This window comes from Nakamurella leprariae, from assembly GCF_016918035.1.
GTDB classification, from domain to species: domain Bacteria; phylum Actinomycetota; class Actinomycetes; order Mycobacteriales; family Nakamurellaceae; genus Nakamurella; species Nakamurella leprariae.
In genome coordinates, this window is record NZ_JAERWK010000021.1 from 44,339 (window position 1) to 70,274 (window position 25,936).

Here is a 25,936-nt window from a genome sequence, read left to right on the forward strand (position 1 = left end):
ACCGTCGCCTGGGAAGGGACGGACCTGGCCACGCGTCGTTGCGGGATCAGGGAATGCCAGAGATTAACCAGATCAGCGCGCCGCGTCGCCCCCGGAAGTGAGTAAGCCAGGCCACAGAATCGTGAAAGTTGAGCACTTGCGATGTGGTTCATCGCACCTCGTGTTGAGAAATGTTGGCCACTGCTCGTGGGCGGGTGAACGCGTCGGATCATGATCCGGCTGGTTGACCACTCATGAACTCGAGTTGAACGGCCACCGGGGACGGGCCGGCCGACGGACGGACCCCGAGTGACGGAGCACGCCGCGACCTGCCCCGATCCGACGGGCAGGCCGATCGCGGCGCCGGCCGGGGACGATCCGCCGGCCGCACCGCGCTCCCGCCGGGCGCGACCGGGACGATCCCCGATCACCGGGCAGGGATTCCGCCCCGCGACCGACTGGTCGACCACATCGGCTCGGGGTTGCCGAGATCATCGATCCGCGCCGGTGAATGCGGAATGCATTCCCGGACGGGCACCGGTCATTTCCGGCGCGCATTTCCGGCCGCCCCCGAGCCAGGTCGGCGCGCCCGGGGACGGTCGCACCCGGGTGCCCGTCGGACGGCGCCGGTAGCGTGCTGACCGCGCACGTCGCCGATCGGGGGACGACCCCGAGTCGCGTTCCGGGTGCATTCCGGGGCCGGTCAGGGGAACGGACTGACGCTGCACCGACGGCGACCAGGACACAGTGATCGCACGCCCGGACCGTCCGGTGCGTCGCAGCGAGCACCGGCCTGCGGGCCGGGGAAGGAGCGCACCGTGTCGCTGGCACCACCGGGACTCCCGGTCGGTCGGGTCGGTCAGGGGGGAGCGCCGTGATCGAGGTGAACGGCTTGACCAAGGTGTACGGACGGACTGTGGCCGTCGACGATCTGACCTTCCGGGTCGAACCGGGGACCGTCACCGGCTTCCTCGGTCCCAACGGCGCGGGCAAGTCGACGACGATGCGGATGATCCTCGGGCTGGACAACCCGACCCGGGGCACGGCGCTCATCGACGGGCAGCCGTACTCACAGCTCCGGCGGCCGCTGACCAAGATCGGCGCTCTGCTCGACGCCAACTGGATCCACCCGAACCGCTCGGCCCGCGCGCACCTGCAGTTCCTGGCCGCGTCCAACAAGCTGCCCCGGGCCCGCGTCGGTGAGGTGCTCGACCTGGTCGGGCTGACCCAGGTGGGCAAGAAGAACGCCGGCCAGTTCTCCCTCGGCATGAAGCAACGGCTCGGCCTGGCCTCGGCGCTGCTCGGCGATCCGCAGGTGCTGCTCTTCGACGAGCCGGTCAACGGCCTCGATCCCGAGGGCATCCACTGGATCCGCACGTTCATGAAGAGTCTGGCCGCGCAGGGCCGGACGGTGCTCGTCTCGTCCCACCTGCTGTCCGAGATGGCACTCACCGCCGATCATCTCGTGGTCATCGGCCGCGGCAAGCTGATCGCGGCGATGAGCACGGCCGACTTCATCAGCCGGTCCACCGAGTCGACCGTCCGGGTGCGGAGCCCGCAGCTGGCCGACCTGGCCGCGCTGCTGCAGCGCAACGGCGCCACCGTGGTGCCCGACGGCGAGGCGGCGTCCGTCCGCGGTCTGCCCATCGAGCAGATCGGCGAACTGGCCGCCGGTGCCGGCGCCGTGCTGCACGAGCTGGCGTCGCAACAGGGCTCGCTCGAAGAGGCGTTCATGCAGATCACCGGCGAGTCGGTGGAGTACAGCACCGACCGTCCCCCGGCCGCCCCGACCGCCCCGGCGGTCCCGACCCCCGGACCGGTGACCCGATGACCCTGATCAACGTCGAACGCATCAAGCTGTTCACGACCCGCTCGCCGTACTGGTGCCTGGCGCTGATCCTGGTCGCCGCCGTCGGCTTCGCGCTGATCTTCGGCCTGGCCGAACAGGGTCGTGAGGCGACGGTCTTCCTGTCCCAGATCGGACTGCAGCTCGGCCTGTCCGTCTTCATGGTGCTGGCCGTGCTGGCGGTGACCACCGAGTACCGGTTCGGCACCATCCGCACCACGTTCCTGGCCGTGCCGCAGCGAGTCCGGACCCTCGTGGCCAAGACCGTGCTGCTGGTCGTGCTCGGCGCGGTGGTCGGCCTGATCGCGGCCTTCCTCGCCTTCTTCCTGACCAAGACGCTGGCCACCTTCCCGGAGGAGCCGCTGGTCCTGGAGACCGGCGAGCAGTGGCGGATGGTGGCCGGACACGCCGCCCTGTTCGCCATCGGCGCGATCATCGCGGTGGCGGTCGGCATCCTGGTGCGGCAGTCGGCCGGGGCGATCGCCATCGTGCTGCTCTGGCCGCTGCTCATCGAGTCGCTCATCCAGCTGATCCCGAACATCGGGCCGGACATCCAGCCGTGGATGCCGTTCACCGCGGGGGCGAAGTTCGTCTCGCCGACCGACGGCGGCGCCGGTGGCATGTTCAACATCGGCCAGAGCGGGCCCACGGCGGTCCAGGGACTGCTCGTCTTCCTGGCCACCGGCATCGTGCTGTGGGTGATCAGCCTGATCGTGCTGAACCGTCGGGACGCCTGACCTCTGGTCAGGAACCGATCAGCCCGGTCATCCAGCGCACCACGGCGTCCGCGACGGCAGCATCCTGCCCGCGGACGTCGTGGGCGCCGGGCAGCCACTGCTGCGTCACCGGCCCCGGGATGGCCGGGACACGGGCGTCGAACTCGGCCGGGCTGCCGAACGGGTCCCGGTCCCCGCCCACGAAGAGCACCGGCACCCGCAGATCTCCGAAGTGCTCGACCCGCAGCCGGTCCGGCTTGCCCGGCGGGTGCAGCGGGTAGCTGAGCAGGGCCAGGCCGGCGGCCGGCAGACCCTGGGCCACGGCCATCGAGCACATCCGGCCACCGAACGAACGGCCGCCGAGCACCAGGTGCTCCACCCCACAGCCCCACTCGTCGGCCAGCCGCCCGGCCTCGGCCTCGAGGTGGGCGATCGCCACCGGCGGACGGTCGGGCGCCCGCCGTCCGGCCAGCCGGTACGGGAAGTCGATCCTGGCCACCGGCAGTCCGATGGCGTCGAGGACGGCCCGCTCCACCGCCAGCAGCGTGTGGTGGTGCCGGTCCGCGCCGGCACCCGGGGTGAGCAGCAGTCCTCTCGGTGGAGGCACACGCTCGGTCGTCATCGGACTCCCTCCGTCAGGCCCGCCCGATCATCACACCGCCCCGGGGATCGCCCGCCGAGCTGACCGGATCGCTCCCGGCCGGCCGATACCCTTCGGCGGTGCAGGACGCCCGTATCCATCCCAGCAGCATCGCGCTCGCCGACGGCCGCCCCCCGGAGTTCCGGCGGGTGGTCAGCTTCCACCCGCGGGGTGGCCGGCTGAACGACGTGCAGCGGCGCGCCTTCGACGCGCACGCCGACCGCTGGTACCGCGAGGCCGCCCAGTTCGACCGCCCGCTGGACGAGGCCGACCAGGTCGAGCTGTTCGGCCGCCCGGCGCCGCTGGTGCTGGAGATCGGCTCGGGCATGGGCGAGTCGACCGCAGCCATGGCCGCGGTCCGGCCGGACGTCAACCTCCTGGCCGTCGAGGTCTACAAGCCGGGCGTGGCCCAGACCATGCACCACCTGGCGCGGGCCGGTGTCGACACCGTCCGGATCATCCGCGGCGACGGCGTCGCGGTGCTCACCGACCTCATCCGGCCGGACTCGCTGTTCGAGGTGTGGCTGTTCTTCCCGGACCCCTGGCCGAAGACCCGGCACCTGAAGCGCCGGCTGGTCACGCCGGACTTCACCGAGCTGGTGGCCTCCCGCCTCGCGCCGGGCGGCACCTTCAGGCTGGCCACCGACTGGGCCCCGTACGCCGCCCAGATGCTCGCCGCCTGCTCGGCCACCGACGAACTGCGCAACGCCGCCTCGGGCTGGGCGCCGCGCCCGACCTTCCGACCGCGCACCCGGTTCGAGCGCCGCGGCCTGGCCGAGGGCCGGGAGATCTTCGATCTGGAGTTCGTCCGCCGCTGATCGTCGTCCGCACCCCCGCCGGTTGCGTCGTCGTGATGATGGTCACCGGCGGACGATCACTCTCACCGTTCTCCCATGGCCGCTTGACCACTGTTTGACCATCGGTCGACTTTCCGATGACGGTCGTCGCGACCGAACCGTCGGCGGCGGGGCCGTCCGGAGCGGTTGTCCGACAACGACTCCCGCCCCGTGGATGCGTGCCGAGCCGGGACGGGAACGGCACCGTCCCGCCGCACGCGCCGCCGGACACCGAGGTCCTCCGGCATTCCTGGTCGTTCTCTCCCGCATCGTCTCGAATTGGTCAAGCGTTCCCGGGAAGAATTCGCACGAATGTCACAATGGCCGACGTGACGACCCTGGAACGCGCTGCCTCAGCACCGTTGGCCCGGCTGTCGGGCTGGTGGACCGGGCTGTCCCGACCGGGCCGGGTGTCGGTCACCGTGCTCACCACCGCGCTGGCCGCGCTGGCCGTCTACTGGTGGGCGCACGTCGTCGTCGGACCCCACCACCACCAGTTCGACCTGGCCATCTACTACCGAGCCGTCAACTTCTGGACCGCGGGCAACGAGCTGTACGACTACGCCCAGCCGGACCCGGTCAACATCTCGCTCGGCTTCACCTACCCGCCGGTGGCCGCCGTCCTGATGGCACCGATGGCCGCCCTGCCGTTCGACGTGGTGTCGGCCATCACCGTGACGCTCATCGTGCTGGCCACCGCAGCGTGTGTCGGGCTGCTGCTGCGCGAGCGGATCAGCCTGCCCCGTGGGCTGTGGCCGATGGTGATCGGCCTGGTCACCGCGGTCGCGTTCCTGCTCGAGCCGATGCGGCAGACGATCGGGTTCGGTCAGGTGAACGCCTTCCTGATGCTGCTCGTGCTGGTCGACCTGCTGGTCCTGGTGCCCCGCGGCAGCCGGTTCGCCGGCATCGGGGTCGGACTGGCGCTGGCCATCAAGCTGACCCCGGGCATCTTCCTGCTGTACCTGTTGCTGGGCCGGCACTGGCGACCGCTCATCACCGCGGTCGTCAGCGCGGCGGCGGTCACCCTGCTGGCCGCCGCGGTGGCCTCGGCCGAGTCGTGGCGGTTCTTCACGTCCCTGCTCTTCGACAACGGCCGCGTCGGGTTCGTCGGCTCCAGCGCCAACCAGTCCATCAACGGGTTGCTGGCGCGCTTCACCGCGCCGGAGCCGCCGAGCACCGCGGTGTGGATCGCGCTGTCGCTGCTGGTGCTGGCCGTCGGCGCCTGGCGGATCCGCCTCGCGATCGCGGCGGACGACCGGCTGCTGGCGATCACCCTCACCGGCCTGGTCGGCGTGCTGATCAGCCCGGTGAGCTGGCCGCACCACATCGTCTGGGCCCTGCCCGCGGTGATCATCCTGGGCGCCTGGCTCGTCCGGTCGGCCGTCGACCTCGCCGCGCAGCGGCAGGCCGGGCGTGGCCCCACCGGGCGGCAGCTGCGCGGGCTAGCCGGTCCGGTCGCGTTGGTGCTGACCGGGGTGCTGATCTGGGGGTGCGACACCCGGATCCTGTTCCACCTCCCGGACGTGGACTACTCCGACCGGGGGCCCGTCGCCATCCTGCTCGGCAGCCTGCCCATGTTCTGGGTGCTGGCCGCCGTGCTGCTGCTGCCGACGGGGACCCGGGCCCGGGTCGAGCCGGCGATCAGTCCCGCGCGGTCGGCTGCGGTTCGGCCAGCCAGCTGAGCACGGCCTCGGTGTGCTGCCCCAGCATCGGTGGGGCGGTGTGCCGGCGGGTCCACTCACTGCCGTCGCTGTCGAAGAACCGCAGCGGCGGACCGGGCAGCTCGACCGGACCCAGGGTCGGATGGTCGACCTCGATGACCAGCCCCTGCGAGCGGGTCTGGTCCCACTCGTAGACCTGCTGCAGGTTCTTCACCTCCCCGCTGGGCACGCCCACCTCGTTGAGCCGGGCCAGCAGTTCGGCGGTGGTGAACCGACCGAAGGCGTCCTCGACGGCGGCGCGGACGGCGATCTTGTTGGCCACCCGCTGGCTGTTGCTGGCGAAGCCCGGCGCGTCCACCGGCAGGCCGAAGGCCGGCGCGAACCGCTGCCACAGCCCCTCGGACCCGACGGCGATCTGCACGGTGCCGTCCGAGGAGTGGAACAGGCCGTACGGGCAGATGGCCGGGTGGTGGTTGCCCTCGGCCACCGGGACCTCCTTGGCCACCGTCCACCGGGTGCCCTGGTAGGCGTGCACGCCGACGACGCCGGCCAGCAGCGAGGTGCGCACCACGCGTCCTCGGCCGGTCCGGGCCCGCTCGTGCAGGGCGGCCAGCACGCCGTAGGCGCCGTACATGCCCGACACCACGTCGGAGATCGGCACGCCGACCTTGGTCGGTTCGTCGGCCGCCGGGCCGGTCATCGACATGAGCCCGGCCTCGCCCTGGGCGATCTGGTCGTAGCCGGCGCGGCCGCCCTGCGGCCCGTCGTGCCCGAAGCCGGAGATCGACAGCACGACCAGGCGCGGGTTGAGCTGGTCCAGCACCTCCATCGGGAAGCCCAGCCGGTCGAGCACGCCCGGCCGGAAGTTCTCCATGAGCACGTCGCTGCGTCGGATGAGCTCGGTGAGCGCGGACTTGCCGGCCTCGCTCTTGAGATCGAGGGTGATCGACTCCTTGTTGCGGTTGCAGGACAGGAAGTACGTCGCGACCAGGTCCTCCGGCGAGGTGCCGTCCTCGGCACGGGTCAGTTCGCCGGTGGCGCCCGGCGGGCCGACGAACGGCGGTCCCCAGCCGCGGGTGTCGTCCCCGTTGCCGGGGGTCTCCACCTTGATCACCCGGGCACCCAGGTCGGCGAGCATCATGGCCGCGTGCGGGCCGGCGAGGGCCCGGGTCAGGTCGACCACCGTCACGTCGCTCAGCGGTCCGCTCCCGATCACCGGAGCCTGGTCGTCCACTGCTGTCACGCTGTCCTCCGCACCTGCTGGAACGCCCACCGAACACGATTCGGCGGGCGTTGCCGGATGGCCCCGCGGAACGGTCGCCGAGCTGCGCCGTCGCGGGTTCGGCCCGGGTCCGGGCCTGGGTGAGTGCGGCCACGCCGCCGCGTCCCGTCGTGGGGCTCCGATCCTGCCAGGTCCGTCGTCACGATCGGGCCCCGGTGTTTGCCGCCGGGCGCGCGGGGCACTGGCACAGTGAGAAGGTGATGCCCGAGGGGCGCGGTCGCCCGGGGTCGCGGCACGCCCGCGGCCCGGGGGACGTCCCCGATGGACAGCACCGACGAACCGACACCGTCGAACACCACCGTCGCCGCATCGTGTGGCACGGGCGCCCCCGGGCCGTCCGGCCCCGGCGTCAGGCGAGCACTCGAGGAGGACATCCCGTCATGGCCAAGCGACAGCCGCTCCCCCGCTACACCGTCCCGTCCCTGACCCCCGAGGTCGGCGGCAAGGTGGCAGCCATCCTGCAGCAGCGGCTCAACGCGATGAACGACCTGCACCTGACCCTCAAGCACGTGCACTGGAACGTGGTCGGGCCACACTTCATCTCGGTGCACGAGATGATCGACCCGCAGGTCGAGGTGATCCGCGGCTACGCCGACGAGATCGCCGAGCGGATCGCCACCCTGGGCCTCTCGCCCAAGGGCACCCCCGGCGCCATCGTCGAGGGCCGCACCTGGAGCGACTACTCCATCGACCGGGCCGACACCATCGCCCACCTGGGCGCGCTGGACGTCGTCTACCAGGGCGTGATCGAGGACCACCGCAAGGCGGCCGAGGACACCGAGGAGTCCGACACCGTCACCAACGACCTGCTGGTCGGGCAGCTGCACCAGATCGAGCTGTTCCACTGGTTCATCCGGGCCCACCTGGAGTCGGCCTCGGGCTCCCTGGCCACCGCCGGGTTGACCACCGAGTCCGACGCGGCCGTGGCCGGCGAGGAGTTCAGCGACGAGTCGGCCGGCGTGAACGGCCAGGACTCGACGTCGGCCTCCTCCACCAGCTGACCCATCGGTCCGGGGCGGCGTCGGTCGTTCCGGACTCCCGGCACGACTCAGCCGGTCGACCCCGAACGGGTCGACCGGCTGGCTCGCGTCGAGGCCAGGTGATCACGCAGCTCGAGCAGCCGCACGCGGGCGGTCAACAGATCGCCGAGCTGTTCACCGACGGTGCGGCCGCCCAGCAGGGTCTGCCAGCGGTCGTACCGCTCGGCCTCCAGCGCCGGCAACGACGGCGGACCGGGCAGGTCGGCGATCAGCGCGATGGCCGCGTCCGTGACCTCGGCGCGGGTGGTGTCGTCAACACGGTCGAGGACGGTGAGCATCCGGCTGCGGGCCACGACCGGGGGCAGCCGCCGCTCGGCGCAGTCGATGGCCGACGCGGCCAGCCACCGCATGATCGAGTCTTGACGCTTCTTCCTCACTTTTTCATCCTGCGTCTGAAAAACCGGCAGATCGTGTCGCATCGGTGTGACCTGGAACGGGCCGGCACAGATCACACGCCGAGAGATCGACTCTCAGTCATGGCCTGGTCACTGTCCGCCGTCCACACTGACCGCATGCCTCTGCACAGCGCCGAACCGCCGGCCGCCGCGAGACCCACAGCGACGTCCGGGTCGTCCGGGTCCGGTGTCCCGCCGTTGCCCGCCGCCGCACCGCGGGTCAACCCGATCATCGGGCTCGGCGATCCGGCCGGGGCCGCGCGGATCCGGCCACCGCACCACCGGCTGGCCGATGACCCGGTGCCGGCCGACGTCGCCTACCAGGTCGTCTCGGACGAACTCATGCGCGACGGCAACGCCCGGCTGAACCTGGCCACCTTCGTCACCACGTGGATGGAACCCCAGGCGGCTCGGCTGATGGCGGAGTCGGCCGACAAGAACATGATCGACAAGGACGAGTACCCGCAGACCGCCGCGATCGAGCAGCGCTGCGTGGCCATCCTCGGCGACCTCTGGCACGCGCCCGACCCGCACCGTGTGGTCGGTTGCTCGACCACCGGCTCGAGCGAGGCCGGCGTGCTCGCCGGGCTGGCCCTCAAGCGGCGGTGGGCCGCCCGCCACGGCATCGGGCCGGGCGGCGGTGGGCCTGACCGGGTGCCGAACCTGGTGATGGGCGCCGACGTGCAGGTCTGCTGGGAGAAGTTCTGCCGGTACTGGGACGTCGAGCCCCGGATCGTCCCGATGGAGGGCGACCGGTTCCACCTGGACGCCGCCACCGCGGCCGCGGCCTGCGACGCGAACACCATCGGGGTCGTCGCCGTGCTCGGCTCCACCTTCGACGGCAGCTATGAACCGGTCGCCGGGATCTGCGCCGCACTGGACGCCCTCGCCGCCGGCGGCGGCCCGGACGTCCCCGTCCACGTGGACGGAGCGTCGGGCGCCATGGTCGCCCCGTTCCTGGACCCGGAGCTGGAGTGGGACTTCCGGCTGCCCCGGGTCGCGTCGATCAACACCTCGGGCCACAAGTACGGCCTGGTCTACCCGGGAGTCGGCTGGGTGCTGTGGCGGGACACCGACGCACTCCCGCACGAGCTGGTGTTCGACGTGAACTACCTGGGTGGCAGCATGCCCACCTTCGCGCTCAACTTCTCCCGGCCCGGCTCCGAGGTGATCGCGCAGTACTACAACTTCTTCCGCCTGGGCCGGCAGGGCTACCGGCAGGTGCAGCAGGCGGCCCGGGACGTGGCGACCTCGCTGTCCGCCTCGATCGAGCAGATGGCGCAGTTCCGGTTGCTCACCCGGGGCGACGAGCTGCCCGTCTTCGCGTTCACCACCGGCGACGACGTCCGGGGCTGGGACGTGTTCGCGGTGTCCCGGCGGCTGCGTGAGCGCGGCTGGCAGGTGCCGGCCTACACGTTCCCCGAGCACCGGGAGGACCTGGCCGTGCTCCGCGTGGTCTGCCGCAACGGCTTCACCCGGGACCTGGCCGAGTCGTTCCTGGACGACCTGCGAGCCGTGGTGCGCGAACTGGACGCGGACGCCCGGTCGATCGGCGGCGGGGCCGCCACCGGCGCGACGATGAGCGGGCCGAGCGCATTCCGGCACTGATCGCCGCGGGTATCCAGGACGGTGCCGGTCCGGCATCCTGACCGGCAGGAACGGCCCACGGGGCCGACGATCGCCCGGCGGGACGCCGGAGGAGGGTGCGGCCACGTGCACGCAGGTGATCGCACGACCGAGGAGATCCGCCAGCTGCTCGTTGAGGTCCGCCGGGAGGCGGATCGGGCCTCCCCCGCCCGGCACCGGCAGCTCGTCGACGAGCTCGACGAGCTCGCCGAGTCGCTCGTCGGCCGCGGCGCCGAGGACGATCGCGCGGTCAAGCGCGAGATCGCCGAACTGGTCCGCACGCTCGCTCCGGAGCGCTGACGCCGCGAGCCCGCGAGCCTGCGACGCGGCGGGAGGCCCGGGACCGGATGCGCAGGTCGATCACCGCGTCGTCCCGCGATCCGGTGGCTCCTGCTCGTTACCCTGAGATCCATGGGGTCCGTCCGACTTCCGGTGTTCCCGCTGGGCATGGTGCTGTTCCCCGGCACGCTGCTGCCGCTGCACGTCTTCGAGCAGCGGTACCGGCGGATGATCACCGAGCTGCTCGAGCAGCCCGAGGGAACGCGCTGGTTCGGCATCGTCGCCATCCGGGCCGGCCGGGAGGTCGGCGACCTGGACGGGCACACCGACCTGTTCGACACCGGCTGTGTCGCCGATCTGCGCCGGGTGGTCGTCCGGCCGGACGGCCGGTTCGACATCGTGGTGGGCGGACGGTCGCGGTTCCGGCTCCGCGCGGGCACCCATGAGGTCGCCCCCGACGGGCTGCTGAGCGCGCAGGTCGACATCCGCGTCCCGGACGGCGCCGCCGGCCCGGCCGCGCACGCCCTGGTGCCCCAGGTGGTCCGACTGCTGGCCGACTACCGGGAGGCGCTCGGCCGGGCCGAGGGCGTGAGCGGCGACACCGGTCCGCATCCGCCGACCGAACCGGAAGCGCTGGCCTGGGCGGTGGCCCGGGCCCTGGTGGTCGACGTGACCGACAAGCAGCAGATGCTGGCGACCGGTACCGTCGACGAGCTGCTGCACCTGCAGGTCCGGCTGCTGCGCCGGGAGATCGGCCTGCTGCGGCACCTGGGCGCGCGGGCCGGCGTCGAGCTGCCGCGGGTGCACTACAGCGCCAACTGACCCGGCCGGGGCTGGTCCGGACCGGGCCGGCTGTCGGGGGTGCCGCCTACCGTTCCCGGTGTGCGACGAGCCGCCTTCCGCCCCTCCTTGGCCGTCCGCCTGCTGATGCTGGCGGCGGCCTACGCCCCCCTGCTCCTGCTCCTGGCCATCCTCGACTCGTTCCAGCAGCCGGTGGTGCGGTGGGCGATGGCCGCGGTGTGCGTGGCCGGGGTGGGGTTCACGGTGCTGTTCATCTTCGTGGTCATCCCCCGTCGCAACGCCACCCCGGAGCAGGTCTACGAGGCCAAGCCGCGCGAAGGTGAGGCATTGCGGTTCTTCGCCACCTACGTGGTGCCGTTCTTCGTCAGCGAGACCGCGCCGCCGACCCACCGCTGGGCACTGGCCGTGTATCTGGTGCTGATCGCGGCGCTGTACCTGCGCAACGACCTGTACTTCGCCAACCCGCTGCTCGCCCTGCTCGGCTTCCGGGTCTTCGAGCTGACCCGACGCGACCGCGGGATGGTGCTGGTGCTGAGCCGGGCGTGGCACCTGGCGCCGGGCCAGGTGATCGACCTGGTGCTCCTCGGCGGCTGGATCGCCGTCCAACGACCCACCCGCCGCATCACCCGGGAGGCAGCATGACCGACCTGGTCGCGTCCACGCCGGACGCACCGAGCCGACCGACCGCGCCGATCCCGGAGTCGTCCGACGCGCGCACCCCGCCCGCGGCCCGACTCCCCGACGTGCCCTCCGAGGACCTGGCCGCGGACCGGCTGCAGGCCGCCCTGGCCGAGCTGACCGGACCGGACGCCGATCGCCTGGCGGTGACCCTGCTGCTGGTCACCGACCACCGGACCGCGGATCCCCGGGTGTTCGAGGCTCCGATCGACGCCCAGTTCGCCGCGCAGTTGCGGGAGGTGGTCATCGAGACCGGCGCCGACGCGGCCGGCGCCGAGCTGGTGCCGGCCCGACCGGGGTTCGCGCCGTCCGGCGGACAGTGGGTGTTCGCCCCGCTCGATCCGGCGGTGGCGGCGCTGGACGAACGCACCCGGGCGGACAGCACGGCCCAGTACGACCGGAACCTGGAGTTCGGCCGGCGCAACCTGCTGGTGGTCCGCATCCGGTCCGCCTCGGGGGCCGACATCGCCCGGCTCTACCAGGGTTTCGCACCCGAGCAGGCGCTCACCTCGTCGCGCCGGCTGGTCGCCTTCTGGTCGGGTGAGCGGTTCGACGGGTTGACCGGCGACCCGCTGATCGTCGACCGGTCGTTCCGGGTCATGGTCACCGGGGGCACCGCGCTGATGTCGTCGGCCACCGCCTACGAGCGGCTGTTCGGCGCACTCGAGCAGCTCCGGGCCAGCGCGGCGGCGGTCTACGAGGCCACCTTCGCCCGCCTGCCCATCATCGGCGCCGAGGCGCTGCAGGCGGCATGCCTGTCCGACCTGAACATGATGCGCAAACTCACCAGCATCGGCGCCAAGCTGGCCGAACCGCGGTTCGCCGACGCGATGCGGATCGAGCGGATCCTGGTCTTCCTGCACGCCAATCCACACATCGACGTCCTGGTCGACCGGACCGGGCCGGCTCCGCGGCTGGTCTTCGACCCCGGGGCGCAGCAGCGGTGGTCACTGCTCAAGCTGCTCGACGACGACTACCTTCACTCGCGGCTGACCGACACCGACTACGAGGCCAATTCCAAGACGGCGCTGTGAGACAGGTCAGCCCTCGCCGGGTGGGGCCGAGCCGTCGGTCGCGGCCCGCCGGGCGCGGGCGCGGCGCTTGCCCTCGTGCATCGCCTGCACCCGGGCGACCGGGATGGCCCGGCCCTCGGTGACCACCTCGTCCGGGATCCGCTGCGGCGCCGGCATCAGCTCGGCCCACGGGTCCCCGCCGTGCGCGGCGACCCGGGCCGGGGCGGTCGCGACGGTGAAGTCGGCCGGGGTGATGCCGTCCAGCTCGGACCACGACACCGGGAACGACACCGGCAGCCCCGGGCGGCCCCGCGGGCTGTAGACGGCGGCGACGGTCGCCCCGCCGGACCGGGTCGCGTCGATGAAGACCTTGCCGTGCCGTTCGGTCAGGACGTAGGCGGTGGTGCACGCCTCCGGATCGATCCGCTCGGTGCGAACGGCCAGGGCCCGGGTCGCGGCCGCCGCAGCCTCGGCGTCGAGGGTGCCGTCGAGCGGGACCACCACGTGCACCCCGGAGGAGCCGCTCGTCTTCACCGCGGCGGCCAGCCCCACCTCGTCCAGCGCGGCGTGCACGGCGTGCGCCGCCCGCACCACCGCGGCGAACGGCGCACCGCCCGGCGGGTCCAGATCGAGCACCAGTTGGTCGGGCGTGGGCGGCCAGCCGGCGTCCGGCACGGCTGCGGTCGCCGGTTCGTCCACCCGGTACAGCGGCACGTGGTACTCGATGGCCCGCTGGTTGGCCAGCCAGCGCAGGGTGCTGCGGTCCTGGCAGAGCGGGAACCGGATCTCCCGGCGGGACGCCTGCGCCCACTGGGCGTGGGTGACGATCCAGGCCGGGGCCGACGCCGGGGTGTTCTTCTGCATGAACGGCGGCTGCCCCGGACGGGCCCGGATCACCGACAGCGGCCGGTCCCGCAGCACCGGCAGCAGCACGTCGGCCACCGCGTCGAGGTAGTCGACGAGCCCGCCCTTGGTCACGTCCGCACCGTCGAACAGCGGCGCGTCCAGGCTGGTGAGCGGGACCTGGTCGGGATCGGGCACGGTGGTGCCCGACGTCCCGGGTGCATCGCGGCGGCCGGCCATGGTGGGAGTCAGTTGAGCGTCGGGCCGAGGGGCGCCCGCCGCCACCGGTGCAGCGCGATCCGGTCGGCCGCGTCCAGCCCACTGACGACCACCGGGACGCCGGTGCCGGCGACCCGACGGTCGACCTCGGCCAGCCAGCGCAACGCCTCGTCCGACCAGGTGGCGACCGGCGCCACGTCGATCAGCATCCGGCGCACCCCCGGGAGGTCCAGCCGGCGCATCGCCGTCTCCCACGGTCCTCGGACCGCGTCGATCCGCGTCGCGTCGCCGCGCAGCACGACGGTGACGGTGCCGTCCCGGACCTCGACGTCGGCGCTGGCACCGGACCCGGCAGCACCTCCGGGCAGGCCGTCGGTGGCGTCCGCAGGCAGGGTGCGGCCCGCATCGTCGACGGTGTCGTCGGACGGTCCGTCGGCCGGCGACCGGTCCGGACCCGGAGCCGCGGCCGGGAGATCGAAGAGCATGAGCGCCGGCTCCGCGTCGGCCGGGGTGCGCTGCGCCGTCCGGACCGATGACCGACCGACGTCCACCCAGCGCTCCTCACCGTGCGTCGTTCCCTGCCCGGGGCGGCGCCGCCCGGGCGAGCCGGACGGTACCTGCGGCCACCGACAGCAGCAACCGACCCGCACCGGCCGGGAACGGGCGCGGCGCAGGAACGGCCACAGCCCCGGCCGGAGGTCGTCCGGTCGGGGCCGTGGTCATCGCGGGCAGCCGGTCACGGGCGAACCGCGGCCGGCAGGGTTCACTGGTGGAAGTACGGGATGATCAGCCACAGGCCGAACAGCACGATGAGCGCGCAGACACCCATGCAGAGCGCGGAGGCGAATCTGGCGGCGCCTCCGCGCTGGCCGGCGGCGACGCGGCCGTCGGCCACGTTGGCCGCGCCCACGCCGATGGCGTAGATCCCGACGACGACCACGGTGACCGCGATCGTGACGATGGCGACGACGCCCAGGGCGCCCCAGTCGATGGTCATGACGGTTCCTCTCGCTGGGCTCGGCTCAGACGCCGGCCGGCACCTCGGGCCTGGCGGAGAGGGTGACGTCGCGACCCTCGTTGACGTTGTCGGCCGAGACCGAGTTGCGGCGGGCGACCTGCCAGATGCCGAGGACGGCAGCCGCCAGGACGGCGATGACGACGACGGTGCCGAAGACGCCGGTGTCGGCCACGAACGCGGCAGCCGCGCCGACCAGCGCGGCGGCCGGCAGGGTGAGCAGCCAGGCGTAGACCATCTTGCGGGCGGTGCTCCAGCGGACCTCGGCCATCTTCCGACCGAAGCCGGAGCCGACGATCGACCCGGAGCAGACCTGGGTGGTGGACAGCGCGAAGCCCAGGTGCGAGGACGCGAGGATCGCCGTGGTGGACGCGGTCTCGGCGGCGAAGCCCTGCGGCGCCTGGATGTCGACCAGGCCGCGGCCCATGGTCCGCATGATCCGCCAGCCACCGGAGTAGGTGCCCAGACCGATGCACAGGCCGGCGGCCAGGATGACCCACAGCTGCGGGTCGGTGCCCGAGGCCTGGTAGCCGGCGGTGATGAGCACCAGGGTGATGACGCCCATGGTCTTCTGGCCGTCGGAGGTGCCGTGGGCCAGGGCGACCAGCGAGGCGGAGACGGTCTGGCCGTGTCGGAAGCCGGCCTCGGTCCGCTCGTTCTCCCGGTGGGCGGCGATCTTGTAGGCGATGAAGGTGGCGCCCGCCGCGGCCAGGCCGGCCACCACCGGGGCGACCAGCGCCGGCAGCAGCACCTTGGACACCACCGTGCCGAAGTGCACCCCGGAGAGTCCGGCGCCGACCAGGACGGCGCCGATGAGGCCGCCGAACAGGGCGTGCGAGGAGCTGGACGGCAGACCGAGCAGCCAGGTCAGCAGGTTCCAGATGATGGCCCCGACCAACCCGGCGAAGACCATGAGCGGCGTCACCACCGAGTCCTCGACGATGCCGCCGGAGATGGTGGCCGCCACCTCGGTGGACAGGAAGGCGCCGGCGACGTTCAGCACCGCGGCGATCAACACGGCGACCTTGGGCTTGAGCGCACCGGTGGCGACCGAGGTGGCCATGGCGTTGGCGCTGTCGTGGAAGCCGTTGGTGAAGTCGAAGAACAGCGCAGTGACGATCACGAGGATCACCAGGAAGAGCGTCATGTCCACGGGACGAGGACCCCTTGTGAGCAGCGGACGACACCGGTCCCCGACGGACCGGTGCTGATCGAGGAACGCTCCGGGAGACGACGGCACAGCCCCCGTTGGCCCACTGCTGCTCAGTCGTTGCGACCCGGTAACACACTGAGAGTAGGGGCGCAGGCCCGCCGCGTCATGAACGAGAGACGAACACCACGTGACGGTCCGAGCGGTCGCTCAGGGCGTGCGGGTGATCGGGGGCCCGACCGCCGCGTGGCAGTGCCTCGTACAGCGAACGGAGTGCACCCGCGCTGGTCCGTCCGGGCACGTCGGGCTCGTCCGGCCCCGTTCGCGCCCCCGCTCGATGGACCGGTCGGGGATCAGCGCAGGAAGCGGAACGCCGCCGAGTCGGGATCGATCCGCTCGACCTTCATCGGCGCCGCGTCGATCCGGTCGAGCAGCCCCTGCAGACCGGCCGCTTCGCCGAGCTCGATGCCGACCAGCGCCGGGCCGGTCTCCCGGTCGTTGCGCTTGACGTACTCGAAGAGGGTGACGTCATCGTCCGGGCCGAGCACCTCGTCCAGGAACCGGCGCAGCGCCCCGGGCTCCTGCGGGAACTCGACCAGGAAGTAGTGCTTCAGGCCCTCGTGCACCAGGGAGCGTTCCAGGATCTCGCCGTAGCGGGAGACGTCGTTGTTGCCACCGGAGACCAGGCACACGACGGTCGAGCCCGGCGCCACCCCGAGCTCGGACAGATGGTCGAGTGCGGTCACCGACAGCGCACCGGCAGGCTCGGCGATGATGCCCTCGTTCTGGTACAGGTCCAGCATCCGGGTGCACACCGCGCCCTCGTCCACGGTCCGCACCAGCGGCGGTCGGGACGCCAGGGTCCGGTAGGGCAGCTCGCCGATGCGCCGCACCGCCGCACCGTCGACGAACGGGTCGATCTGCTCGAGCTGGACCGGGCCGCCGGCCCGCAGGGCCGCGGTGAGCGAGGCGGCCCCGGCCGGTTCCACCCCGATGAGCCGGACGCCGGGGGCTCGTTCGGCCAGGTAGGCGGACGTGCCCGCGATCAGTCCGCCGCCGCCCACCGGCACGATCAGCGCGTCGGGCGCCCGGCCGAGCTGTTGCAGCACCTCACGGGTCACCGTCCCCTGGCCGGCCATCGTGCGCAGGTCGTCGAACGGCGGCACCGGGACGGCGCCGGTGCGTTCCGCGTCCAGGGCCGCCGAGGCCGCGGCGTCGTCGTAGGTGTCGCCGACCAGGACCAGCTCGACCCGGTCCCCGCCGTGGGCGCGGATCCGGTCCCGCTTCTGCCGTGGGGTGGTCCGCGGGAGGTGGATCCGCCCGTTGATGCCGAGCGCGCGGCAGGCGAAGGCCACTCCCTGGGCGTGGTTGCCGGCGCTGGCGCACACCACACCGCGGGCGCGCTCGGCCTCGTCCAGCTGCGACATCAGGTTGTAGGCGCCCCGGACCTTGTACGACCGGACGACCTGCAGATCCTCACGCTTGAGGTGGACCTGCATGCCGGTGACCGCACTGAGTCGCTCGCTGACCTGCAACGGCGTCCGGGCGACCACCGACTGGATCCGGGCGGCGGCCTCGTCGACGGACGCGGCGGCCAGCAGCGAACGGGGACGCTCCGCCCGCTGGGCAGCGGTCGAGCGCGAGGCGGGAGCGGCGGTCACCCCTCGATCTTGTCACCGCGAACGGGTTGCTCCGCTCGGAGGTCCCGCTGGTCGACGCCGTCGAGCTGGGGGGCTGCGAGGCCGAGCCGGCGTTGTCGGCCCCGGACTGCTGGTCGCCGCAGCCGGCCAGCAGCAGACCGGCGACCGCGGTGGCGGCCACCGTGCCCACCAGCCGGGAGCGCAGGATCCGGCGGCCGCCGGGACGGACGTCGGTCGACAGCTGGGGGAACATCGGTGCTCCTTGGTCCGGCACCCGGGAGAGGGCGCCCGTCGGGTCGGGTCGGCGGGCCAGCTGTCCGAGGGCACCGCCGGGGTCGAAGCTGATCTGCGCACCCCAGGGACCCAGGGGGGACGGGTCCGTACCGCGCGTGCGGCGTCCATCACCGGCACAGGCGACTAGGCTCGCGCGGTCGACACCGCGAAGCCCTGGTGTCCCCCGCCCGGCCGAACGCCGTCGACCGGGCATGTCCACTCCGTTCACCGATGCCGTCGAGTCGAGGAGGCCCTGTCGTGTTGGCTGCCATGCGCCGGGCGAAGATCCTCGAGGAGGTCCGCCGGACCGGCGGGGCCAAGGTCGCCGACCTGACCGCCATGCTCGGGGTGTCGGACATGACCGTCCGCCGGGACCTGGAGCTGCTGGACCGCAAGGGACTGCTGGCCAAGGTGCACGGTGGCGCGACTGCGGTGGAGACGGCCGGGGCGATCGAACTCAGCTTCGAGATCACCAGCCAGCGCGAGGTGCCGGAGAAGGAGGCCATCGCCGCCCGGGCGGCCACCCTCATCCGGCCCGGCATGGCCATCGCCATCACCGCGGGCAGCACCACCTGGACGCTGGCCCGGCACCTGGCCGACATCCCCGACCTGACCGTCGTGACGAACTCGCTCAAGGTCGCCGAGGTGCTGCACGCGCAGCAACGGCCCGACCTGACCGTGGTGCTCACCGGTGGGCTGCGCACCCCGTCGGACGGCCTGGTCGGCCCGATCGCAGTGCAGGCCATCCGGTCGCTGCACGTCGACATGGTGTTCATGGGCGTGCACGGGCTGGACGAGCGGGCCGGGCTCACCACGCCCAACCTGATGGAGGCGGAGACCAACCGCGCCCTGGTCGACTCGGCGCGTCAGCTCGTCGTGGTGGCCGACCACACCAAGTGGGGCGTCGTCGCGCTGGCCCACATCGCGCCGTTGAGCGCGATCGACACCCTGCTGACCGACGACCGGCTCAGCGAGGAGGCTGCCGAGGTGCTCACCGAACAGGTGGCCGAGATGATCCTGATCCCCGCCATCGGCGAGTTCACCCCGGCGCTGGACGGTGGACCGACGGCGCTGCCCCGGGCCGACGCCCCCGCGTACTGACGTCGGCCGGATCCTGACGGTGCGCCCGCGGCCTTGCCCGTCAGTAGGAGTACAGCGATCCGCTGGAGCGGGTCCCGTTCACGATCGACAGCCCGAACGACGTGCCGATCAGGTCGGCCCCGGCGACCAGCAGCGAGCGCACCTGCTCGATGGTCTGCACCCCGCCCGAGGCCTTGACGCCCACCGACGCGGGCGCCTCGTGCCGCAGGAAGGCGATGGTCGCCGGATCGGCGATCCCCACGCGGCCGCTCGAGGCCGGGGTCAGGAACGCGGCGCCGGCCTCCACCGCCGCGTGCACCGCGTGCACCCGCAGCCGATCCGACAGCAGGGGCAGTTCGAGCATGAACTTGACCCCGACCGGACTGGCTGCGGCCACCACGGCGGCCAGGTCGGCGGTGAACTCACGGTGGCGACCGGACAGCAACAGTCCGATCGGCACGGTGCAGTCGAGCTCGTCGACGCCCTCGTCGACCAGGGAGCGGACCTGCCCGACCCGCCCGGCGGTGGTGCCGGTGCCGTCCGGGAAGTCGACGATGGATCCCAGCCGGATGTCGCTGCCGCGCAGCTCCTCCCGCGCCACCGCCACCCAGAGCGGCGGGACCATCACCGCGTCGAACCCGAAGTGCTCGGCCTCGCGCACGTGGTCCCGCACGTCGCGGTCGACGATCCCGTGACCGATCAGCGTGTGCTGCAACCGGCCGGCCAGCTGTGCCGCCGGCAGGGTCAGCGCCGGGTGGCGGTCGGCCGGCCCGGGGACCGGGGGCGCGGCGACGGACGGCTCGGCCATGACCACTTCCCTCCTCGGCGCGGGCGGCCGTGCGGACGGGTCTGCGCGGCCAGTCTGGCACGGCGCCGATCGGCGCTCCCGGGCCACCGCGCTCCCGGGTGACCGCGCTCCCCGGAGGACGACCGTGCCCGCCGCCCGGCCGCCTCGCCCGGCGCTGGCTAGGGTGGCTCTCCATGCGCATCCTGTCCATCCAGTCGTCGGTGGCGTACGGGTACGTCGGCAACAGTGCCGCGACCTTCCCGTTGCAGCGGCTGGGGAACGAGGTCTGGCCGGTGCTCACGGTCCACTTCTCCAACCACACCGGGTACGGGCAGTGGCGCGGGCAGGTGTTCGATCCCGCGGTGGTGGCCGAGGTCATCGAGGGCATCGCCGACCGCGGCGTGCTGGGGACCGCGGACGCCGTCCTCACCGGCTACCAGGGTTCCCCCGGCGTGGCCCAGGTGGTGCTGGACACCGTGGCGCGGGTGCGGTCGCTGAACCCGTCGGCGGTGTACTGCTGCGACCCGGTGATGGGCGACGTCGGGCGGGGCATGTTCGTGCTGCCGGGTCTGCCCGAGCTCATCCGTGAGCGGGTGGTGCCGGTGGCGGACGTGCTGACGCCCAACGCGTTCGAGCTCGCCTACCTGTCCGCCCCGGAGCCCGACCCGGCGGCGGTGGACCTGTCGCGGCTGGCGTCGGTGGACGGCCTGCTCACCGCGGTGGAGACGGTCCGGGGGATGGGCCCGTCGACCGTGCTGGTCACCTCGGTGGAGCACGCGGGTGGGGTCGGCCGGATCGAGACCGACCAGCCGGAGATCGCCATGGTGGCGGTGGACGAGACCGGTGCGTACGAGGTCCGCACGCCGCGGCTGCCGATCTCGGTGAACGGTGCGGGCGACGTGACCGCTGCGCTGTTCCTGGCCCATCTGGCCGAGGGGGTGGAGGTGGCGCTGGCCCGGACGGCGTCCTCGGTCTACGCCGTCCTGGAACGCACCGCGGCCTCGGCCAGCCGGGAGATCCAACTGGTCGACGCCCAGCAGAGCATCGCGGATCCACTCTGCGAGTTCCCGGTGCGGCGCCTGGCCTGAGCCGGATGCGCCACGGGACAGCGGTTCCGAGTCAGACGACGATCCGCCGGATGGTCAGGTACGTCCCGGTCAGCGCGCCCAGCGCCAGCAGCGCGAAGACGCCGATCACGCCGATCATGTCGGCCTCGGCCAGGAACCGCCAGATGTCGCCCCACCAGCCGCGCCAGGTGATGACCAGGATGGCGGCGGCGGCCAGGACGGCCCAGCCGGCCAGGAACACCACGTTGCCCGGGACGCCCCAGCGCTGGTGGATCAGGCCGGACCACATGCCTGCGGCCATGAACAGCATGAGCAGGATGAAGCTGGTGGCCAGGTTCTGGTACCAGGGTCCGTCCAGCAGCCACGGGATCGCGAAGAATCGCAGGTTGACACCCCAACCCCGGGTGGTCATCTCGATCTCGGCGAGCACGGCCACGAGCACGGCGAACACCGCCGACAGCACGACGCCGAGCAACCAGGTGCCCAGGAAGTACGACCGCCGGCTGATGCCGAGCGACATCGCGAACGGCAGGGTCCGGGTGGCGGTCTGGATGCCGATCACGGTGAGGAAGATGAACATGGTCGACAGCCCGCCGGTCGCGGAGTCCTCGTAGGACGGCGGGTGCACCACCGCGAAGATCGCGTAGGTCAGCCCGAAGACGAGGGCCAGGATCCCCCACGGGAGGAACGTGTAGCCGTACCGGTCGACCAGGTGCATGCGGACGACGTTGAACACGTTGGCGCGCATCGCGGATCGCGGTCGCGCCGGGCGCGAGGTCAGGGACGTGCCGGGCACGGTGCTCTCCTGCCTGAGGATCGGTCGGTCGACGGTCGGGATCCGGGTGGCTCCGGTGGCGTTCATGCGCTCAGTTCTGCTGCGGCGTCCCGTCGGCGCCCGGTGGCGGCGACGACCAGCTCCTGCAGCGACACCGGCGCCAGCCGGAGTCCGGCGGCGGCGGCACGGGCTTCGTCGAGATCGGTGAACGGACCGGCCACGGTCGAGACCGTCTGCCCGGCCAGCGATCCGGTGCGCCAGACGGTGCGGCCGGTGGTGAACTCGGTGACCGCCCGGCTCGACCCGGCGACCGAGACCGCGTGCTCGCGCAGCTCGTCGGCGGCGCCGCTCAGCACGATGCGACCACGGTCGATGACCACCACCTGCTCGAGCAGGTTGGCCACCTCGTCGATCAGGTGGGTGGACAGCACGACGGTGCGCGGGTGTTCGGCGTAGTCGGCCAGCAGCCGGTCGTAGAAGACGTGCCGGGCGACCGCGTCGAGCCCGAGGTACGGCTCGTCGAAGAAGGTCAGCTCGGCCCGCGCGGCCAGGCCGATGATGATGCCGACGGCCGAGTGCATGCCGCGGGACAGCTTCTTGATCGGCCGGCGCAGCGGCAGGTCGAAGTCGGCCACCAGTTCACGGGCCAGGTCGTGGTCCCAGCCGGGACAGCACCAGGAGGCAGCCTCCAGGGCGCGGCGCACCGAGATGTCCGGGTAGACCTGACCCTCCTTGATGAACACCACCCGGCGCAGCACGCTGTCGTGTTCCAGCGGCGACTGGCCGAACACCCGGACGGAGCCGGCGCTGGCCAGCTCCTGCCCGGTCAGCACCTTCATCAGGGTCGACTTGCCGGCCCCGTTGCGGCCGAGCAGACCGGTGATGGTGTCGGGCTGCACGGTGAGGCTGACGTCGTCGAGCGCGGTGGTGTCCCGGTACCGGCGGGACAGGTGCTCGACCTCGATGACGGGCCGGTCGTCGGTCAGGTGGGCGGTACGGGTGGGGTCGGCGGGAGTGGCCATGGGTGTCACGACGCCTCCTTCGGGGTCCGGGGGACCACGGCTGGGGTCTGGGTGAGCACGGACCCGGAGTCGGGCCCGCTTCGATCGGGGTCGTGGTCCGGCAGGGCCCGGTCGGTCTGCTCGACGCTGGCGAGCACGGCGGCCAGGTCCAGACCCAGCCGGCGGGCCTCGGCCAGCATCGGCACCACGAACTGGTCGGCGAACCGGTCCCGCCGGGCCGCGAGCAACTGCTCGCGAGCGCCGGGGACGACGAACATGCCCACCCCGCGGCGCTTCTCGAGCACGCCCTGGTCGACCAGCAAGTTGATGCCCTTCGCCGCCGTCGCCGGGTTGATCCGGTAGAACGCGGCGAACTCGTTGCTCGACGGCACCCTGGCGCCTTCCGGCAGGGTGCCATCCACGACGTCACCGGCCAGGCGCTCGGCGATCTGGACGAACAGGGGCGTCCCCTCGTCGAACATCGCCTCACCTCCGACCGTGACCTCACGTCAGGTGGTCCGTTCCCCGCGAGGCTGCGCCCTGGGTTCCGGGGTTCGTTACTTGACTAATGTACCCACGAGCCCGACAGTGTCAAGGATGGGTCCGGGCGTCATCGGTGCGGCGGTCCGGTCAGCGCAGACCGGCGCCCGGTCGGATCCGCCCGACGGCTCGGCCGGCCCCGGTCACCGGCGGGATGACCGCGTCGACGACCCGCCGGGCGGCCGCCGGGTCGACCAGCCCGGTGGTGGCCAGCAGCTCGAGCGCGGCGAGCGTGGCCGCGCGGAGGTTGCCGTCCAGCACCTTCAGCGCGAGGCCGGCCCGGCCGGGGACGCCCATCAGCATGACGCCCTCGGCGCCGAGCTTGGCCACGATGCCGAGCCGTTCGATGGTCACGGCGTTCGGCCGGCCGGGTCCGTCGACCGCCCAGGGATGGGCCAGGACGGCGTCCACCAGGTCCCGCGCGTCGGGATCGTCGGTGCTCACCAGACCGGCCGCCGCGCGGGCCAGCCCGTGCAGGGTGACCGGCACGACGGGCGTGCCGCAGCCGTCCACGCCGATGTGGTCGACGATCTCGGCCGTGGCCGCCTCGACGGTGGCGACGACCGCTCGCTGCAGCGGATGAGCCGGATCCAGGTACGCACCGGGGTCCCAGCCGTTCACCCGGCAGGCGCCCAGCATGCCGGCGTGCTTGCCCGAGCACTCCATGGCCACCCGGGTCGGGGCCGTCGCGGCGTGCGCGGCGGTCGGGTCGAGCGGCAGCGCCGGCGGGCATCCCAGGTCGTCCGGGGTGTTGCCGTGCGCGGCCAGCATCGCGCGCACCGCGTCCTGGTGCCGCGGCGTGCCGGCGTGGCTGGCCAGCGTGAGCACGAGCTGCTCGCCCTCGAACCGGGCACCGGCCCGCCGGACGGCCAAGGCCTGGAACGGCTTGAGCGACGACCGCGGGTAGATGCTGGCCCCGACGTCGCCGACGCCGCGCACCACGGCACCGGTCGCGTCCACGACCAGACCGGCACCCAGGTGCCGGGACTCGTCGAACCCGGACCGCTCGACCACCGCCAGCTCGACCGCGCCGTCGGCGGTGAGCGGACGGCGGCTCATACCCGCCCGTCCATGCGCCGCCGCGCCGGCCCCGGTCCTCCCGCTGCGCCCGTCATGGGTCAGGCCTACCAGCTGACGGGTCCCGGGGCGGTCAGCTGCCGGCGAGGTCGCGGACCGTGGCGAGCGCCCCGCGGGTGCGCAGCGAGTGCAGCGTGTCGAGATACGCGGCCAGGAAGCGTTCGTCGTCGATCAGGTCGCCGAAGAGCTGCCGGTTCCGCAGGAACGCCGGCGGGTCGTCACGCTGCCCCCGTGCGGCCGGTACCAGCACGTCGGCCAACTGGTCGACGATCTCGTGGCCGGCGCCGTGCTCATCGACGCCCTCGGCGTACCGGGCCCAGCTCGCCACCACCGCGGCCGACCGCCGGATCTCGCCGCCGGAGGCCAGGTTCGCGCGGACCACGGGCAGCAGGAACTTGGGGATGCGGTCCGAGGATCCCACGCACAGCCGGGCCACCGTGTCCTGCACCTCAGGGTTGGAGAACCGCGCGATGAGCGTCCGGCGGTAGTCGGCCAGATCGATGCCGGGCACCGGCTCGAGCGTCGGGGTGGCCTCGCGTTCCATGTAGCCGAGCAGGAACGTCGCGAACGCCGGGTCCTGGCAGGCCTCGTGGACCACCCGGTACCCGGCCAGCCAGGCGAAGTAGCAGAGCGCCTGGTGGCCGGCGTTCAGCAGCCGGAGCTTCATCAGTTCGTAGGGCCGGACGTCCGGCACGATCTGGACGCCGACCCGGTCCACCGCCGGTCGGCCGAGCGGGAAGCGGTCCTCCAGCACCCACTGGGCGAACGGTTCGCAGACCACCGGCCAGCCGTCGCGGGTCCCGAACCGGAGGGCGATCTCTTCCCGGTCGCGGTCGGTGGTGGCCGGGGTGATCCGGTCGACCATGGAGTTCGGGAAGGCGACGTGCTCGCGCACCCACTCCCCCAGCGACGCCTCGCGCAGGCCGGCGAACGCGGCGAACACCCGGCGGGCCACATCGCCGTTGCCCTCGATGTTGTCGCAGGACATGACCGTGAACGCCGGGACGCCGCGGGTCCGGCGCCGGGCGAGCGCCTCCACGACCAGGCCGAACGAGGTCGCCGGGACCGCACCCGGTTCCAGATCGCCTCGGACCTGGGGGTTGTCGGCGTCGAACTCGCCGGTGACGGCGTGCAGGTTGTACCCGCCCTCGGTGACGGTGAGCGACACGATCCGGACGGCCGGGTCGGCCATCCGCTCGATGACCACCTCCGGATCGTCCGGGGCGAGCAGGTACTCCACCATGGAGCCGACCACCCGCGGGGTCCAGGTGCCGTCGGGCGCCTTGAGCACCACGGTGAACAGGCAGTCCTGCTCCTGCATGACTCGCTGCATCCGCCGGTCCGACGGCAGTACGCCGACCCCGCAGATGCCCCAGCCGAGGGCGTCGCCGGAGTCGTCCGCGGCCATCAGGTCGTCCAGGTACACGGCCTGGTGGGCGCGGTGGAAGCCGCCGACGCCCAGGTGCACGATCCCCACCGTGACCCGGGACCGGTCGTAGCCGGGCACCGGGACGCGACGGGCGACCTCGGCCAGGGTCGCCGAGCTGAGCGGCACCAGGTCGCCGGCCGGTGCGTCCCGGGCGGCGCCACGCACCGGGGCGTCCGTCATGGCCGACGCCCCGGGGTGACGGAACCCACGCCGATCGGCAGTCCACGGACGTGCATCACGGGATCCTC

Annotated in this window: 26 protein-coding genes; 12 read left to right on the forward strand and 14 right to left on the reverse strand. The window is 72.7% G+C overall.

Going from position 1 to position 25,936, the window contains the following annotated elements:
* Positions 1–853: 853 nt before the first annotated feature.
* Together JL106_RS16245 and JL106_RS16250 are read left to right on the forward strand one after the other, a co-directional pair.
* Entirely contained in the window at positions 854–1,810 is a 957-nt protein-coding gene (locus JL106_RS16245; RefSeq protein ID WP_205261792.1) for an ABC transporter ATP-binding protein, read from the forward strand.
* Positions 1,807–2,562 carry a hypothetical protein gene (locus tag JL106_RS16250; protein ID WP_205261793.1) on the forward strand — a complete coding sequence of 252 codons (756 nt, stop codon included), beginning with the start codon at positions 1,807–1,809 and terminating at the stop codon, positions 2,560–2,562. Before JL106_RS16245 ends, JL106_RS16250 begins: the two co-directional genes overlap by 4 nt.
* A gap of 7 nt (positions 2,563–2,569) precedes the next feature.
* Here the strand turns inward: JL106_RS16250 and JL106_RS16255 are convergent, their stop codons facing one another.
* Positions 2,570–3,163, reverse strand: coding sequence for an alpha/beta hydrolase family protein (locus tag JL106_RS16255; RefSeq protein WP_205261794.1), 594 nt, complete (start codon positions 3,161–3,163; stop codon positions 2,570–2,572).
* 98 nt (positions 3,164–3,261) lie between these two features.
* On the opposite strand from JL106_RS16255, the gene trmB reads away from it, so the two are divergent.
* Positions 3,262–3,999 (forward strand): tRNA (guanosine(46)-N7)-methyltransferase TrmB, encoded by a 738-nt coding sequence (gene trmB, locus JL106_RS16260; protein ID WP_328842544.1) that lies wholly within the window; start codon positions 3,262–3,264, stop codon positions 3,997–3,999.
* Between the two features lie 347 nt (positions 4,000–4,346).
* Positions 4,347–5,699 (forward strand): glycosyltransferase 87 family protein, encoded by a 1,353-nt coding sequence (locus JL106_RS16265; RefSeq protein ID WP_205261795.1) that lies wholly within the window; start codon positions 4,347–4,349, stop codon positions 5,697–5,699.
* Here the strand turns inward: JL106_RS16265 and JL106_RS16270 are convergent.
* Entirely contained in the window at positions 5,659–6,921 is a 1,263-nt protein-coding gene (locus JL106_RS16270) for a CaiB/BaiF CoA transferase family protein (protein WP_328842545.1), read from the reverse strand. The two genes, JL106_RS16265 and JL106_RS16270, sit on opposite strands and share 41 nt — an antisense overlap.
* Before the next feature lie 419 nt (positions 6,922–7,340).
* On the opposite strand from JL106_RS16270, the gene JL106_RS16275 reads away from it, so the two are divergent.
* Positions 7,341–7,961 (forward strand): Dps family protein, encoded by a 621-nt coding sequence (locus tag JL106_RS16275; protein WP_205261796.1) that lies wholly within the window; start codon positions 7,341–7,343, stop codon positions 7,959–7,961.
* A gap of 47 nt (positions 7,962–8,008) precedes the next feature.
* Here JL106_RS16275 and JL106_RS16280 read toward each other — a convergent pair whose 3' ends face one another.
* Positions 8,009–8,377, reverse strand: a complete 369-nt coding sequence (locus JL106_RS16280) for a hypothetical protein (RefSeq protein ID WP_205261797.1) — start codon at positions 8,375–8,377, stop codon at positions 8,009–8,011.
* A gap of 135 nt (positions 8,378–8,512) precedes the next feature.
* Between JL106_RS16280 and JL106_RS16285 the strand changes: the two genes are divergently transcribed.
* The 5 genes from JL106_RS16285 to JL106_RS16305 all read left to right on the forward strand — a co-directional run bounded on the left by JL106_RS16285 (position 8,513) and on the right by JL106_RS16305 (position 12,813).
* The gene (locus JL106_RS16285; RefSeq protein ID WP_205261798.1) at positions 8,513–10,003 is read left to right on the forward strand and encodes a glutamate decarboxylase; all 1,491 of its coding nucleotides are present in this window, start codon (positions 8,513–8,515) and stop codon (positions 10,001–10,003) included.
* Positions 10,004–10,108: 105 nt separating this feature from the next.
* Positions 10,109–10,321 carry a hypothetical protein gene (locus JL106_RS16290; RefSeq protein WP_205261799.1) on the forward strand — a complete coding sequence of 71 codons (213 nt, stop codon included), beginning with the start codon at positions 10,109–10,111 and terminating at the stop codon, positions 10,319–10,321.
* A gap of 111 nt (positions 10,322–10,432) precedes the next feature.
* On the forward strand, positions 10,433–11,122 hold the full coding sequence (locus JL106_RS16295; RefSeq protein ID WP_205261800.1) for an LON peptidase substrate-binding domain-containing protein: 690 nt from the start codon (positions 10,433–10,435) through the stop codon (positions 11,120–11,122).
* A gap of 60 nt (positions 11,123–11,182) precedes the next feature.
* Entirely contained in the window at positions 11,183–11,743 is a 561-nt protein-coding gene (locus tag JL106_RS16300) for a hypothetical protein (RefSeq protein ID WP_205261801.1), read from the forward strand.
* Entirely contained in the window at positions 11,740–12,813 is a 1,074-nt protein-coding gene (locus tag JL106_RS16305; protein ID WP_205261802.1) for a Kiwa anti-phage protein KwaB-like domain-containing protein, read from the forward strand. Before JL106_RS16300 ends, JL106_RS16305 begins: the two co-directional genes overlap by 4 nt.
* A 6-nt stretch (positions 12,814–12,819) precedes the next feature.
* Here JL106_RS16305 and JL106_RS16310 read toward each other — a convergent pair whose 3' ends face one another.
* From JL106_RS16310 to ilvA, 5 genes are all read right to left on the reverse strand, one after another.
* On the reverse strand, positions 12,820–13,875 hold the full coding sequence (locus tag JL106_RS16310) for a DNA polymerase domain-containing protein (protein WP_205261803.1): 1,056 nt from the start codon (positions 13,873–13,875) through the stop codon (positions 12,820–12,822).
* A gap of 8 nt (positions 13,876–13,883) precedes the next feature.
* On the reverse strand, positions 13,884–14,405 hold the full coding sequence (locus tag JL106_RS16315; RefSeq protein ID WP_205261804.1) for a hypothetical protein: 522 nt from the start codon (positions 14,403–14,405) through the stop codon (positions 13,884–13,886).
* Between the two features lie 212 nt (positions 14,406–14,617).
* Complete coding sequence (locus JL106_RS16320; protein WP_205261805.1) at positions 14,618–14,851, reverse strand: hypothetical protein; 234 nt, start codon at positions 14,849–14,851, stop codon at positions 14,618–14,620.
* 25 nt (positions 14,852–14,876) lie between these two features.
* Positions 14,877–16,022, reverse strand: coding sequence for an inorganic phosphate transporter (locus JL106_RS16325; RefSeq protein ID WP_407940185.1), 1,146 nt, complete (start codon positions 16,020–16,022; stop codon positions 14,877–14,879).
* Positions 16,023–16,372: 350 nt separating this feature from the next.
* Positions 16,373–17,620: a threonine ammonia-lyase IlvA gene (gene ilvA, locus JL106_RS16330; protein WP_205261939.1), complete on the reverse strand. Its 1,248-nt coding sequence runs from the start codon at positions 17,618–17,620 to the stop codon at positions 16,373–16,375.
* A gap of 570 nt (positions 17,621–18,190) precedes the next feature.
* Here ilvA and JL106_RS16335 point away from each other — a divergent pair.
* Entirely contained in the window at positions 18,191–19,033 is an 843-nt protein-coding gene (locus tag JL106_RS16335; protein WP_328842547.1) for a DeoR/GlpR family DNA-binding transcription regulator, read from the forward strand.
* A gap of 40 nt (positions 19,034–19,073) precedes the next feature.
* Here JL106_RS16335 and deoC read toward each other — a convergent pair whose 3' ends face one another.
* The gene (deoC, locus tag JL106_RS16340) at positions 19,074–19,820 is read right to left on the reverse strand and encodes a deoxyribose-phosphate aldolase (RefSeq protein ID WP_205261808.1); all 747 of its coding nucleotides are present in this window, start codon (positions 19,818–19,820) and stop codon (positions 19,074–19,076) included.
* Positions 19,821–19,993: 173 nt separating this feature from the next.
* Between deoC and pdxY the strand changes: the two genes are divergently transcribed.
* A complete protein-coding gene (pdxY, locus tag JL106_RS16345) occupies positions 19,994–20,887 on the forward strand; it encodes a pyridoxal kinase PdxY (protein ID WP_205261809.1) in 894 nt (297 codons plus the stop codon).
* A 31-nt stretch (positions 20,888–20,918) separates the two neighbouring features.
* Here pdxY and JL106_RS16350 read toward each other — a convergent pair whose 3' ends face one another.
* From JL106_RS16350 to JL106_RS16370, 5 genes are all read right to left on the reverse strand, one after another.
* Positions 20,919–21,662 carry a hypothetical protein gene (locus JL106_RS16350; RefSeq protein WP_205261810.1) on the reverse strand — a complete coding sequence of 248 codons (744 nt, stop codon included), beginning with the start codon at positions 21,660–21,662 and terminating at the stop codon, positions 20,919–20,921.
* 62 nt (positions 21,663–21,724) lie between these two features.
* Entirely contained in the window at positions 21,725–22,663 is a 939-nt protein-coding gene (locus tag JL106_RS16355; protein WP_205261811.1) for an ABC transporter ATP-binding protein, read from the reverse strand.
* A 5-nt stretch (positions 22,664–22,668) separates the two neighbouring features.
* The gene (locus tag JL106_RS16360) at positions 22,669–23,124 is read right to left on the reverse strand and encodes a GntR family transcriptional regulator (RefSeq protein ID WP_205261812.1); all 456 of its coding nucleotides are present in this window, start codon (positions 23,122–23,124) and stop codon (positions 22,669–22,671) included.
* Between the two features lie 148 nt (positions 23,125–23,272).
* Positions 23,273–24,241, reverse strand: a complete 969-nt coding sequence (locus JL106_RS16365) for an asparaginase (RefSeq protein ID WP_205261813.1) — start codon at positions 24,239–24,241, stop codon at positions 23,273–23,275.
* 91 nt (positions 24,242–24,332) lie between these two features.
* Positions 24,333–25,868, reverse strand: a complete 1,536-nt coding sequence (locus JL106_RS16370) for a mannitol dehydrogenase family protein (protein ID WP_236007809.1) — start codon at positions 25,866–25,868, stop codon at positions 24,333–24,335.
* Positions 25,869–25,936: the final 68 nt, after the last annotated feature.

What these genes read in the sequence shown, in the direction of transcription:
- JL106_RS16250 (WP_205261793.1), top strand. Translation starts at nt 1,807, where the DNA reads ATGACCCTGATCAACGTCGAACGCATCAAGCTGTTCACGACCCGCTCG.
- JL106_RS16320 (WP_205261805.1), bottom strand. Translation starts at nt 14,851, where the DNA reads ATGACCATCGACTGGGGCGCCCTGGGCGTCGTCGCCATCGTCACGATC.
- JL106_RS16275 (WP_205261796.1), top strand. Translation starts at nt 7,341, where the DNA reads ATGGCCAAGCGACAGCCGCTCCCCCGCTACACCGTCCCGTCCCTGACC.
- JL106_RS16305 (WP_205261802.1), top strand. Translation starts at nt 11,740, where the DNA reads ATGACCGACCTGGTCGCGTCCACGCCGGACGCACCGAGCCGACCGACC.
- deoC (WP_205261808.1), bottom strand. Translation starts at nt 19,820, where the DNA reads ATGGCCGAGCCGTCCGTCGCCGCGCCCCCGGTCCCCGGGCCGGCCGAC.
- JL106_RS16370 (WP_236007809.1), bottom strand. Translation starts at nt 25,868, where the DNA reads ATGACGGACGCCCCGGTGCGTGGCGCCGCCCGGGACGCACCGGCCGGC.
- JL106_RS16355 (WP_205261811.1), bottom strand. Translation starts at nt 22,663, where the DNA reads ATGGCCACTCCCGCCGACCCCACCCGTACCGCCCACCTGACCGACGAC.
- JL106_RS16285 (WP_205261798.1), top strand. Translation starts at nt 8,513, where the DNA reads ATGCCTCTGCACAGCGCCGAACCGCCGGCCGCCGCGAGACCCACAGCG.
- pdxY (WP_205261809.1), top strand. Translation starts at nt 19,994, where the DNA reads ATGCGCATCCTGTCCATCCAGTCGTCGGTGGCGTACGGGTACGTCGGC.
- JL106_RS16255 (WP_205261794.1), bottom strand. Translation starts at nt 3,163, where the DNA reads ATGACGACCGAGCGTGTGCCTCCACCGAGAGGACTGCTGCTCACCCCG.
- JL106_RS16310 (WP_205261803.1), bottom strand. Translation starts at nt 13,875, where the DNA reads ATGGCCGGCCGCCGCGATGCACCCGGGACGTCGGGCACCACCGTGCCC.
- JL106_RS16360 (WP_205261812.1), bottom strand. Translation starts at nt 23,124, where the DNA reads ATGTTCGACGAGGGGACGCCCCTGTTCGTCCAGATCGCCGAGCGCCTG.
- JL106_RS16365 (WP_205261813.1), bottom strand. Translation starts at nt 24,241, where the DNA reads ATGAGCCGCCGTCCGCTCACCGCCGACGGCGCGGTCGAGCTGGCGGTG.
- JL106_RS16295 (WP_205261800.1), top strand. Translation starts at nt 10,433, where the DNA reads ATGGGGTCCGTCCGACTTCCGGTGTTCCCGCTGGGCATGGTGCTGTTC.